11 protein-coding genes and 1 tRNA gene are annotated in these 12,031 nt (G+C 49.3%); 7 read left to right on the top strand and 5 right to left on the bottom strand.

The genetic code is table 11. From position 1 onward, the window contains the following. Positions 1–143 precede the first annotated feature (143 nt). The 5 genes from gltX to G9409_RS01670 all read left to right on the top strand — a co-directional run bounded on the left by gltX (position 144) and on the right by G9409_RS01670 (position 5,122). Complete coding sequence (gene gltX, locus G9409_RS01690; protein WP_166807148.1) at positions 144–1,664, top strand: glutamate--tRNA ligase; 1,521 nt, start codon at positions 144–146, stop codon at positions 1,662–1,664. Between the two features lie 85 nt (positions 1,665–1,749). Then, positions 1,750–1,822: transfer RNA gene (locus G9409_RS01685), tRNA-Phe, on the top strand. Between the two features lie 149 nt (positions 1,823–1,971). Then, positions 1,972–3,102, top strand: coding sequence for a carotenoid 1,2-hydratase (locus G9409_RS01680; RefSeq protein ID WP_166807147.1), 1,131 nt, complete (start codon positions 1,972–1,974; stop codon positions 3,100–3,102). 175 nt (positions 3,103–3,277) lie between these two features. Beyond that, positions 3,278–3,823 carry a QcrA and Rieske domain-containing protein gene (locus G9409_RS01675; RefSeq protein WP_166807146.1) on the top strand — a complete coding sequence of 182 codons (546 nt, stop codon included), beginning with the start codon at positions 3,278–3,280 and terminating at the stop codon, positions 3,821–3,823. Positions 3,824–3,859: 36 nt separating this feature from the next. Next, positions 3,860–5,122 (top strand): cytochrome b, encoded by a 1,263-nt coding sequence (locus G9409_RS01670; protein WP_166807145.1) that lies wholly within the window; start codon positions 3,860–3,862, stop codon positions 5,120–5,122. Between the two features lie 105 nt (positions 5,123–5,227). Here the strand turns inward: G9409_RS01670 and G9409_RS01665 are convergent, their stop codons facing one another. From G9409_RS01665 to G9409_RS01645, 5 genes are all read right to left on the bottom strand, one after another. Continuing rightward, entirely contained in the window at positions 5,228–8,737 is a 3,510-nt protein-coding gene (locus G9409_RS01665; protein ID WP_235923209.1) for an alpha-amylase family glycosyl hydrolase, read from the bottom strand. Between the two features lie 209 nt (positions 8,738–8,946). Further along, positions 8,947–9,336, bottom strand: coding sequence for a hypothetical protein (locus G9409_RS01660; protein WP_166807143.1), 390 nt, complete (start codon positions 9,334–9,336; stop codon positions 8,947–8,949). After that, positions 9,320–9,721, bottom strand: a complete 402-nt coding sequence (locus G9409_RS01655) for a phage holin family protein (RefSeq protein ID WP_407926790.1) — start codon at positions 9,719–9,721, stop codon at positions 9,320–9,322. Before G9409_RS01655 ends, G9409_RS01660 begins: the two co-directional genes overlap by 17 nt. A gap of 22 nt (positions 9,722–9,743) precedes the next feature. Beyond that, a complete protein-coding gene (locus G9409_RS01650) occupies positions 9,744–10,019 on the bottom strand; it encodes a hypothetical protein (RefSeq protein WP_166807142.1) in 276 nt (91 codons plus the stop codon). A gap of 112 nt (positions 10,020–10,131) precedes the next feature. Then, positions 10,132–10,869, bottom strand: coding sequence for an SDR family NAD(P)-dependent oxidoreductase (locus G9409_RS01645; RefSeq protein ID WP_166807141.1), 738 nt, complete (start codon positions 10,867–10,869; stop codon positions 10,132–10,134). 131 nt (positions 10,870–11,000) lie between these two features. Here G9409_RS01645 and G9409_RS01640 point away from each other — a divergent pair, with 131 nt between their 5' ends. Continuing rightward, positions 11,001–11,285 (top strand): hypothetical protein, encoded by a 285-nt coding sequence (locus G9409_RS01640; protein ID WP_166807140.1) that lies wholly within the window; start codon positions 11,001–11,003, stop codon positions 11,283–11,285. Beyond that, on the top strand, positions 11,285–12,010 hold the full coding sequence (locus G9409_RS01635; protein ID WP_166807139.1) for an ABC transporter ATP-binding protein: 726 nt from the start codon (positions 11,285–11,287) through the stop codon (positions 12,008–12,010). Before G9409_RS01640 ends, G9409_RS01635 begins: the two co-directional genes overlap by 1 nt. The last annotated feature ends 21 nt before the right edge of the window (positions 12,011–12,031 follow it).

The raw sequence follows: 12,031 nt of genomic DNA, 5'->3' as shown, positions 1-12,031 counted from the left end.
CGATTTGCCGCTCATCACTCTGATTCAGGAGTTTCGGGTTAATCTTTTATCATTCAGTCTGAAAAAAGCAGCTACTTTTTCTTAAATTCATTGCTCTTGCGATAGTTCACTGTCAATTCAACAATAACAGTACGACGCTCATTATGGTTGGAAAAAGGGTCAGGACCAGGTTTGCACCTTCTCCCACAGGATATCTACATGTAGGCGGACTCAGAACCGCACTCTACAACTACCTGTTTGCAAAAAAAATGGATGGGGACTTCATTATCAGAATTGAAGATACCGATCAAACCAGAAAGGTGGAGGGAGCAGAGAAGAATCTTATCAGGATGCTTGAATGGGCAGGTATTATTGCTGATGAAAGCCCTGAACGCGGCGGAAATTATGGCCCCTACGTCCAGTCCGAGCGGCTTGACATCTATAAGCGTTATTGCGACCAGTTACTTGAAGACAACCATGCCTACTACTGTTTTGCAACGTCTGAAGAGCTTGAAGAGAACCGGCAGCTCCAACTGAAGCAGGGTCTTCAGCCTAAATACAACAGGAAATGGCTTCCTGAAGAGCTTGGAGGTTCAGTACCGGCAAGTGAAATCCGGAAGAAACTGGACGCAGGTGATCCCTATGTCATCAGGATGAAAGTGCCTGATTATGTCTCTGTATGGTTTGAAGATATTATCCGCGGTCCGATAGAATTCGATTCAGCTACGATTGATGACCAGGTACTGATGAAGTCGGACGGATTTCCGACCTATCACTTTGCCAGTGTCATTGATGATCATCTGATGGAGTTTACCCACATCATCAGGGGAGAGGAGTGGCTTCCTTCCATGCCGAAGCATCTTCTTCTCTATGAGTTTTTCGGTTGGGAGCCTCCGAAGGTTGCCCATCTGCCCCTCCTGCTCAACCCCGACCGATCCAAGCTCAGCAAGCGACAGGGTGATGTTGCTGTAGAGGACTATGTCCGCAAGGGTTACAGCAGTGATGCGATTATCAATTTTGTGGCCATGCTCGGATGGAACGAGGGAGAGGGAAGTGAGCAGGAAGTATACAGTATGCAGGATCTTATTGAGAAGTTTTCACTTGAGCGGGTCGGCAAAGCCGGTGCCGTATTTAATGTTGACAAGCTCAACTGGCTTGAAAAGCAGTATATCAAGCAGCGTCCTGCAGAGAAGATTCTCGGAGTTATCAAGCCTATTCTGGAGGCGGAACTTGAACAGAAAGTTTCGCTGATGCCGCTGGAGGTCATCACCGGTGATGAGTATCTGAATAAAGTAATCGAGCTGATGCGTGAGCGGGTTGGATTTGAGCATGAATTCGTGACCTTCTCTCCCTACTTCTTTTTTGAACCGGACTCCTATGATGAAGAGGCGGTCAAAAAAAGGTGGACGGCGGATACCAATGAGCTGTTGCGGGAATTTACCGATATGCTCTATGCTCTTGAATCGTTCAGTGCAGAGAATATCGAGGTAAAGCTCAAGGAGTTCGTTGCTCCGAAAGGGCTGAAAGCTGCGGCACTGATCCATCCGTTGAGAATTCTTGCCTCCGGAGTCAGTTTCGGTCCGAGCCTCTATCATATGCTTGAAGTGCTTGGCAAGGAGACGGTACTTCGCCGTATTCTGAAAGGGATTGAACTGATTACGTTTTCAGAATTGCCCCTGGAGTAACCGTGCTGGCTGAGGCGGCTTCCGGGTTTTTGTTTTTTCTTTTGGTGAAAAAAAAATTATTTCTATATTTTGCCTCTTGTTGGATGGACAGGTAGCTCAGTTGGTAGAGCAAAGGACTGAAAATCCTTGTGTCGGGGGTTCGATTCCCTCTCTGTCCACATCGGTTAACCGTTGTTTCACTGATACTGCTCCGCTGCGACTATTCAATGTCCTCTTCTTTCTCCCTGCTTTGTCCAATACCATGTCGTGCCGTGTCACGCAAGGCATTCTGCAATGTATCATGGTCTGAACACTATCAGCATGCAGTATGAACATTACCACTGAATCAAGTCAGGAACTCTGGCATGACATGCAGGAGCCGGGGGCTTATGAGTGGTGGTATTTTGATGCTGAAGACAGAGAGAGCGGCCTCTCCTTTGTGCTTATCTGGTTTTCCGGTTTCCCCTTTTCCCCTTACTATACCACTCATTACGAAAACTGGAAAAATCGTTTAACCACCGAACTTCCCCTGGCGTCCGACTATGCCGGTTTCAGTTTCCAGTTATATGAACATGGCGTGGAGACCCTGAATTTTATCAGGGAAGGGCGTGCCGGTCTGTTTGAGAGCAGCCGGTCGGATATCGGTGTCCGGTTCGAAAAGAACCGGTTTTCCTTTAATCCCCTGACTGATGAGTACCTGCTTGATATCGATTTCGTCTTTCCCGCCCGCAGAAAAGCAGTGAAAGCCTCACTGCTCTTCAAAGCATGCCGAAGAGTTGTCTATGAAAAAAAAGACAGCAACAATCACGGAAAAGTACCGCTCCACCAATGGCTTTTAAGTGTGCCGAAGGCTGACGTTCAGGGTTCAATCGCCATGACGGAACAGCAAAGCGGAAAGCTTCGCACGATCCCGGTCAGAGCAACCGGATATCATGATCATAACTTCGGTGCCGTTCCGATGCAAGAGTATATTTCCCGATGGTACTGGGGCCGGGCCTTTTCCGATGCCTTTGACCTCATCTATTATGCTATCTATTTCAGGAACAATGAGTATCAGCCTCTTACCCTGCTGCTTCTGCATGATAACGAACGTGAAACGGCAACTATTTATGACACAGTTAAAATCTGTGAAAGCAATTTCAGAAAAGGCTTTTTTTCACCGCGTCACAGTATGAATCTTGCGCTGAAGGATGAGCAGGTTTTTCTGAACATCCATAACGACAGGGTTCTGGACGCCGGACCGTTTTACCTGAGGTTCTCTTCGAAGCTATCGCTGCAGATTGACGGACGGATAATTGATGGAATAAGCGGAATATCGGAGTTTCTTGACCCGGTTCGTCTTCAGTCTAAATTTATGCGTTTTTTCACCAGAAGCCGGATATGGAGGGATGGGGAGCATTCGGTGATGTACAAGACCTATAATGGTTTTAAACGGTTTATTGATTGGAATAATAAGTGAAAAAATTATAAATTCACACTTCATTCAGGCCCGCAGAGTCAGGTCTGAACTCTGCTTTTTTGTTGTATAGCGTCATACTGGCAGGCAGAGAGAGAGCCGGATATTAATGAAACCGCCGGGCGGTTTTTACCTTTTTGATTTTATAACAATACTCTTAATAAGGAGATAGATCGTAATGGCACAACAAGGTAATTTCAAGAGTCCGTCAAGAATGGGCACACTTGGAGATGGTGCTCCAGCCTCTTCATCCGGGTTGATTTCCGCCGGCAAACCGCGGGAAGAGGGATTGAAAGGGGTTGACTTCGAACGACGCAGTTTTCTCGGAAAAGTGGTCGGGGGTATTGGTGCCGCCGTAGCGGTTTCGACACTCTACCCTGTGGTAAAGTTCCTCATTCCTCCCGTATCTACTGCTACAAGCAAGAATGAAATTGTTGTTGGAAAAGCATCCGATGTGCCGGTAAACAGCGGTAAAATCTATCAGTTCAACAAGGACAAGGTTCTTGTTGTCAACAATAACGGAAACCTGACGGCAACCAGTGCGGTGTGCACACATCTCGGCTGTCTTGTGCATTGGGACACTGCTGCCAATATTATTGCCTGCCCCTGTCATGGAGCAAAATACAAAGAGTCCGGTGAAATCATTTCCGGCCCGCAGCCTCTGCCACTGCCACGGTTCAAGGTCAGGGTTGAGGGTGAAGATCTGATTGTCACGAAAGCGTAACTTTTTAATTATTGAAAACCAACGGAGTCAGGAAATATGGCTGAAAACAATGAGAACGCTTTGGCAGGAAATGCTCCGGCCAAACCGAAACCCGCTGCTCCGGGTGCCGCAAAGCCGGCAGTTCCAGGCGCAGCCAAACCCGCTGCTCCGGTCGCCGCAAAGCCGGAAGCCCCGAAAGGCGGAGTCTACAAACCACCGGTAGAACGTCCGGACCCAAACCCATACAAGGATTCACGCTGCTGCTCTTTCAATGCATGGTTTGCCGAGCGATTCCAGGTTCTTGTACCGGTTATTGATTACCTGAAGAAAAAAGAGGTTCCCAAGCACCGTCACTCGTTCTGGTACTATTTCGGCGGCCTTACTCTTTTCTTCTTCCTTATCCAGATCATTACCGGTCTGCTGCTCTTGCAGTACTACAAGCCGACTGAAGCGGAAGCCTATGCTTCATTTGTCTTTATCCAGAAAGAGGTCTCCTATGGCTGGCTCATCCGCCAGATTCATGCCTGGTCGGCCAATCTTATGATTCTGTCGGTATTTATACACATGTTCAGTACCTTCTTCCTCAAGTCCTATCGTAAACCCCGTGAGCTGATGTGGCTGAGCGGTTCTGTTCTCTTTGTACTCTGCCTCGGTTTCGGATTTACCGGGTATCTGCTTCCATGGAATGAGATCGCCTATTTTGCCACACAGGTTGGTACGGAAGTACCCAAAGTGGTTCCCGGCGGTGCGTTTTTTGTCGACATTCTTCGTGGCGGCGAGCAGGTTACCGGTGAAACCCTTACCCGTATGTTCTCGCTGCACGTTGTGCTGCTTCCGGGTCTTTTACTGCTTCTGCTTTCAGCCCATCTGCTTCTTGTTCAGGTGCTTGGTACCTCAGCTCCGATCGGTTACAAGGAGTCCGGACGTATTAAAGGCTATGAGAAGTTTTTCCCGACCTTTCTTGCCAAGGATGCAATCGGCTGGATTCTCGGTTTTGTTCTGATTATCTATCTTGCCGTGGTTTTCCCGGGAGAGGTTGGCCTGAAAGCCGATCCGCTTTCACCGGCACCTCTTGGTATCAAGCCTGAGTGGTATTTCTGGGCTCAGTTCCTGCTCCTGAAAGATTTCAGCTTTGAGAACGGAGAGTTCTATGCCATTATCTTCTTCACGGTAGGAGCTATTTTCTGGGCACTTGTTCCCTTTATGGACAAGCGCGCATCACGCGAAGAGAAAAGCCCGGTCTTTACCATTATCGGTATTCTCTACCTTGCAGCTCTGCTTATCAACACCTATCGTGTGTTTGCCGAGTATAACCTGTAAGTGACACAATCCTCTATTACAAAAGCGAAAAGCCCGGTCCATCCGGGCTTTTCGCTTTTTGCCAACTATCTATCGAGAAGCGTGTGAGGGAGAGAGGCTCAATGCTCAGGGGTTCTCCCGCAGCAGTTCCCCCATCTCATATCCTGCAAGGAAGGCCTGCATCTCAAGACGCTCTTCTGCTTCTACCCACACGGTAATCGAACCGGCGACAAGCTCTTCCCGTGCTGCTTCAGCCGGGAGATCCGGTTCCTGCAGCAGTGTCAGCAGAGCGAACCATGCGGTGAGCACACTGAAGCGGTGTTCACGGAACCACTGCTTTCCATGCCGCTCGTCAAACTGGAGCATCCGGCCAAAATGGCTGTTGTCAGTTGAGGCAAGTTTTTTCAGCATGATAAAGAAGCATGCCTCAGGATCTTGCAGGTCAAGCTCGGGCAGCGGTGTGAGCAGGCAGCAGAGCAGGTCGGGCAGGTTATTACCGGGAATCCCGATAACTCCTTTTTCAGGATAGAGTGCAGCAAGGGCATCGCTTATCAGGAGGTCGTCGATAATGTTCGCCCGCAATACTCCGGCCGATTGCAGCATCTCCTGCAGAGCATTGAGCAGAATCCAGTGACGGATTACCGTGTAGTATCCTGATGCATGCTCTTCAATCAGGGCAAGTGCTGTCCGGATTTTCCTCGACTCTGCCTGCTGCGGTAACCGGGTTGCAAGGTCCAGTGCTTTGCGGTAGAGAGCGGTTGCTTTTGCAGCAAGCACTCCGGGATCGGCGATGACGGGTATTTCCATCAGCTCGCTGAACTGTACCGAAACGGTTGTAAGCAGTGCTGTGAGGTTTTTTTCAAACACCGCAATCGTCTCCTCAGAGAGTTGTGCTTCGTTCCGGGGGATAAACTGTTCATCGGCAAGATCTGCTGTTATGATCCTGTGCAGAGGAGTGAGGCTCATGGTGAGTGCCGCACGATCAATTGATTCCACTCCCGCTCCGTTCAGTTCAAGCGCCACTCTGTCGTAGGGCATCAGTTTTGACGAACGGACCTCCCTGAAGTCGACGAATACATTGTATTTGTATCCGCTCAGTGCAACCAGAAGGCCCTGCTCGGCAATCTCCCTGTTTGAACGGATGAACTCCATGCTACTGGCATGATCCCTGAAAATCACAAAGGTGCCATCCTCCAAACTGAGGGCAAGCCCTTCTGCAAGTGAGCTTTGGCGGATCTCATCATGCTGGCGGTAGCCGACCGATCTGTTGACCCACCCTGTAGCCTGTTCAAAGCAGTTGTTGAATATCACCAGCGCTTTTTCACTGCCAAGGCGATTGGAATAGGCAAAAATATTTTCATTGACCGCTCCTTCAGGCGAGTAGACATCATAAAGGAAAAAGTTTCGCACCTCGGCAAAAAGCGGACGCTTTTTCATGATGGGAAATATCTCCCTGTAGTGACGGCTGACAAGGTTTTCATCCGGCTGTTCATCATAATAGGCCCTGGCGTACTCCATCCCGTATTTTTCGGTAAAACCCTCTACCTGACCGTGACCGAACATGGGCAGACCGGGCATGGTCAGCATCATGACGCATACTCCGAAATATTTATCACCCCGGCCGAACTGCGCAATTGCGGTATCTTCGTCAGGATTATTCATGAAGTTGACATACCGCTTGAGGATCTCTGCGTCAAACTCGAGCGTATTCTTGATCAGATAACGGTAACTGGCATTATCCTCCTTTTTCAGCATGTGCATGAAGGCGCTGTTATAGACCCGGTGCATGCCGAGCGTACGGACAAAATAGCCTTCAAGCATCCAGAACGCCTCTGCAAGCAGAAGGGTGTCGGGTACTTCACGCTGGATGCGGTCAACTACTTCGCGCCAGAACTCTTCGGGTATGGCGGCATCAAACTCAGCCATGCTCATGGAGTTGGAGGAGCGCGATGGAACACCGGCACTGTGACCGTGAAGGGGAAACCAGAGACGCTGGATGTGCCGTTTTGCCAGCACCATGGCTGCATCAAAACGGATGATGGGAAACATCCTTGCCACGTGGAGGATCTGCTGAATGACACCTTCACGAACCTCCGGGCTGAGAAAGTTAAGCTGGGCAGTATCATTCCATGGCATATTGGTACCGTCATTGCCGTGGTAAATATATCGGGTATCGCCGCTCAGATAATCAACACGCTTGAAGGTTACAGCTGCATCGGTTCGGTTCCAGTAGCCATCTTCAAGGTAGATGCCGTAACGGGAGTCGCTGCTCAGGTTAGGCCCGTTGTAGGAGTAGTTGTAGTAGGGAGGTGTATCGGCCGAAAGAAACCAGTCCGGCGAGTTGCGCACCAGTTCGGAATCCATTCCCGTATGATTGGGAACCATGTCGCTGGCCAGACGAATGCCGCGGCTGCGGGCTCTGTTCCGGAGATTCAGATACCCTTCATAGCCACCGATATCGTCGGAAATATCATATTTTTCAAGAGCATAGGCTGATGCTTTCGCTTCCGGGTTGCCATGCAGCTGCTTGATTTTCTGTGAAGCATGGCTTCGCTGCCAGAGGCCGATAAGCCAGAGTGCGGTAAATCCTCTGTCAGCCATCGCATCAAGTTCGGCATCCGGAATATCCTGAAGGCGCGAGATCGGCTGGCGGTAGATTTTGCTGAGCTGGTCGAGCCAGACATAGGTGCTTTTTGCAAGCATCACCACCTCCGGCATCCAGGATGAGTCAGCGGAATAATTTGCCGGTGCATCATCAAGAGAGCTGTAGCTTGGAATGTGTGCCTCTTTTTCAAACGAGTACTCCTCTCTTCCTGCTTCACGCTCTTTGGCTATCTGTTCAAAAAAGAGGTACTTGTCCTCATCCTCGATAAAATCTATGGCACCGTCAAGCAACTCCCAGAAGGGGGAGTCTCCAAGAAGCTCGCTCCAGTTGAGCCTTATATAGCGGAGCTGTTCAAGGATAGAGGCCGGAGAATGCCGTATCGGCTGGGTGAGCAGTTCAGCAAGGTCCATATTGCCAGTGCCTACCGGCCCCATGGCTTTCATTGAACTCTGCATGGTCACGATCAACCTCCGGTAGGCCTGTTCGCTCATCAGCGCACGGTCGGTCAACAGCTCGGAAAACTGGTCAAGGGCAGGATTCTGGTTATTGAGCCAGACAAGGAAGGACTCTTCAAGCACCCCGGCCTTGTTTCCGGGGCGGTTCAGCCACTCCGAGGGTGTTTCGAATGCACTGTATATCTCCCGGGTAGGAAACGCGCTGACAAAGCGGGTCAGGTACTCTTCCGATTGTGTTTTGGAGAGTTCCGCCTCAAGGTTGTTGTAGACCTTTTCCAGAAGGTCCGGCTGTCGGGCAGCCATTGCTCTTGTCATAACATAGTGAAACAGCTCGTGCAGCAGTTTCATGCCATGAAGCTGGGCGGGCAGAACAGGTTTTAGACCATCACCACTCTTTTTTTTTAGGAAATCATTGATGATTGCCGCCTGTTTCTCGGCTTTGATAAAACTCTCCCTGCCGCCTGCAGGCAGCGAGAGAAACTCGGGATCGATCAGATGAAAAAGTTCTCTGGCATTCCGGTTGACATAAAAGTGCTCTTTATTCTGAAACAAGGGAGGATTCTGCTTGATTGTCATAGTTGGAACGCAATGCCAAAGCATTAAGCCTGGTTAAGAGATAGCGCAGCTTTGTGGTTTTGAAAAGCCGGTACGGCAATACAGAAGGTACGGAATTTCTGAAATAAAAGTCATGTTCTCATGCTGAAGCTCTGCAAGGCAGAGCTTCAGCATGAGAAGAGATCTCGCCGGAGAGGTGAGCCTGGAGAGAAAAGCCATTGCTGATGAGGCTATCTGATTTTTTTGTCGATGTATCGCTGCAGGTAGGTAAATCCAAGATCCTTCGCGGAGCGAAGAATGTCCAGCCCTATGGCGGCCAGAGCGCTGCTATTTTGCGATGAAGATGACTCCTGTGCAATACAGGAGTCGGCCGGCAGCGTTTTCCGGGAGTTTCTCGGGCCCTTTAGAGCTCTTGTAACCAGAAAACCTGCAACAAAGGTGGTAGCGGCAGCCTTGAAGGGATAGCGTCGGACCAGCTCAACTGGTGAAAGCTCGGCTTCCAGATCATCCTTGAACTGACGGCCTCTCTCTTTTATCTTTGCTTCCTTTTCAGTAATCGTGTTCTGCAGCTCCTCTATGCGTGCCTGAATGCCGGAGAGATGTTCATTTTTTGTAGTCATGGACCGATAGGAGAATATTCTGGATCATGTTTCTTAAAAGCAGAGGCTTGATTTTTGCAAAAAACAGAAAGCATGAAAGGAAAATAAGGCTTACCAGCAGATAGCCCAGCCAGGTATGCCCGAGTAGTTCGCCTGCCAGGAGAGCCAGGGTTGTGATCAGATAGGCAAGGCCGATCAGCAGCACGACGCTGAGAATGACAACAGCGGAGAGCAGCGAAATTTTATCGGTCAGTTCAATCTTGACCAGTTCAATTTTTGCCTCGACAATATCAATGACATCTTCATACGTCGACACTGCCGTCTCATTCAGGAGCTTATGTATTCCGGTGTTTTTGCGCGTCACCTGCGTGCTCTCTTTATGCTTTCCTCCCTCATGGTTCATCATATCCCTTCAGTTCAATGTCCTGTTAGCGCTTTTTTCTGATGAGGAGCCCGAAAAAGGCACCGGCTCCCAATGTATAGAGCATCGCTTTTGCCGGATATTTTCTGACATACTCCTTTGCTGTCTCAACACCCTCAAGAAGTTTGTCGTAGGATTCACTCTCCCTGAGTCGGGCAAATATTTCAGACAGGGTTTCACCGATCTCTTTTACCTGATCCGGAATACTTGTCTCCTGCTGCGATGTTTTTACCGGTTCTTTCGGTTCACCGCTGTGTATAGTCACCGGGACTTCCTGTTCCATAATTGTGTACAATCAGTTGATGAATTCCATTACAACGATTCTAAAGCAATATATAAAAACTCTGCAGTCTTTGCACGGCACTCTATCGTTCAGGAGGAGCGGGCTCTGCAGGCTACTGCAAAAGGCGCCCCCCGTCAACCGTGATGGTCTGGCCGGTGATATAGTCGTTTTCCAAAAGAAAGATGATGGTTTTGACAATCTCAAGCGGATCACCGAGCCGCTTGAGCGGTATTTTTCTGATCATCTCCTCAGGGGAGTCCATATCCCTGTCGGGGTTTATGGTTACCGTCCCTGGTGCTATAGCGTTGACCAGAATACCGGGAGCAAATGTTTTTGCAAAGATTCTCGTCAGATGGCGGATTCCGGCTTTTGATACCGTATAGGGGGCGAAATTTTTCCAGACCAGTTCGGCCGAGATATCGGTCATGGCTATGATGCGCGAAACAAAAGGCTGTTTCTGCATAATCCTTACAGCCTCCTGCATGGTAAAGAACGTCCCCTTCAGATTGGTATCGACCAGACTGTCCCACTCTGCTTCGGTCACTTCAGGCAGCGGGGTACTGAAAAAATTTGAAGCACTGGTAATGAGCAGATCAAGCCGGTCGAACTGCTCTCGGAACATTTTAAAAGCACGGGTGATCTCTCCGGTTTTTGCCATATCACACTGCACCATAGCCGATTCCGGACTTATCCAGCGGATCTTTTCAAGCAGCGCGGCAGCGGCCGCTTCAGAGGAGTGCCAGGTAAAGAAAACAGTGTAACCCTGTCCGGCGACCGAGAGCGCAATTTCACTGCCGAGTCGTCCGGATGCTCCGGTCATAAAGCATACTTTTCTGCCTGAGGTTGCCATTTTTATTCTGTTTAATCGCTATTTCCGTAACACGCTCTTTCAGAGAGAAGTGTGGACAGGCTTTCTCCGATTTTTGTTTACCATACTATAAATGTCGCAAAAATAGCGGCCATTTTTTTCAGGTTTTTTACATGATTCTGCATGGGAGAGCAAGTGGACTTGAGTGGACGGAAAAATGGTGGACAGGAGTGGATACTGGTGGACAAGATGAGGAGATTATGAATTTTGAATCCAGGGGTGGAAAGGGTGCCTGCAACTTCGTCGTTGCACTTCCTCAACTCCCATTGCTCCTTTTCTTTAATAGTGCAGCCTGTTTCGGAGGCTTTTTTGTTATTATATTATTCTTTGTATATCTGCTGAGTTGCATGGTTGCAACAGCTCGACCGGTAATCCAGAACAATGAAGGTGGCATCTGATGGCTGAAACCATACTCCGGCTTGAAAACATCCGCCGGGAACTCGAACTCTCCAAAGATATTCGCCAGACCATCATTCCAAACCTTTCGCTTGAGATTCTGAAGGGAGAGTTTATCGCTATCACCGGTCCATCGGGTTCCGGCAAATCGACACTGCTCTACATGATGGGCGGGCTTGACAAACCGACATTCGGTACAGTCTGGCTTGACGGAGAGGAGATTACCCAAAAGAGTGAATCGGAGATGACCCGGATCCGGAATGAAAAAATAGGGTTTATCTACCAGTTTCATTTTCTGTTGCCCGAGTTCAATGCCGTTGAAAATGTGAGTCTTCCGATGATGATCAATGGCCGTCGCAGCCGAAAGGAGATCAGGGAGCGGGCAATGCAGCTTCTTGATATGGTGGAGCTCCAGAACAAATATACCAACAAGCCAAGCCAGCTATCCGGCGGTCAGCAGCAGCGTGTTGCCATTGCAAGGGCTCTGGCCAACGAACCAAAAGTGCTTCTTGGTGATGAACCGACCGGTAACCTTGATTCCCGATCAGCAGACAATGTCTACCAGCTTTTTGACCGGTTGAACCGGGAGTTAAGTCAGACCATTATTGTTGTGACCCACGATGAGGAGTTTGCCAACCGTGCAGGGCGGCGCATCCATCTTGTTGACGGAAACATCGAAAGTGACCGTCTGCTCAGAGCGTCAGCCGGGAAGCCGATTCAGGTGTGATCAATCAGACCCTTTTACAAA

It is taken from the genome of Candidatus Chlorobium masyuteum (assembly GCF_011601315.1).
Classification (GTDB): Bacteria; Bacteroidota; Chlorobiia; order Chlorobiales; family Chlorobiaceae; genus Chlorobium; species Chlorobium masyuteum.
The sequence above is the reverse complement of the archived record's forward strand: the minus strand, read 5'-3'. Positions and strand labels throughout refer to the sequence as shown.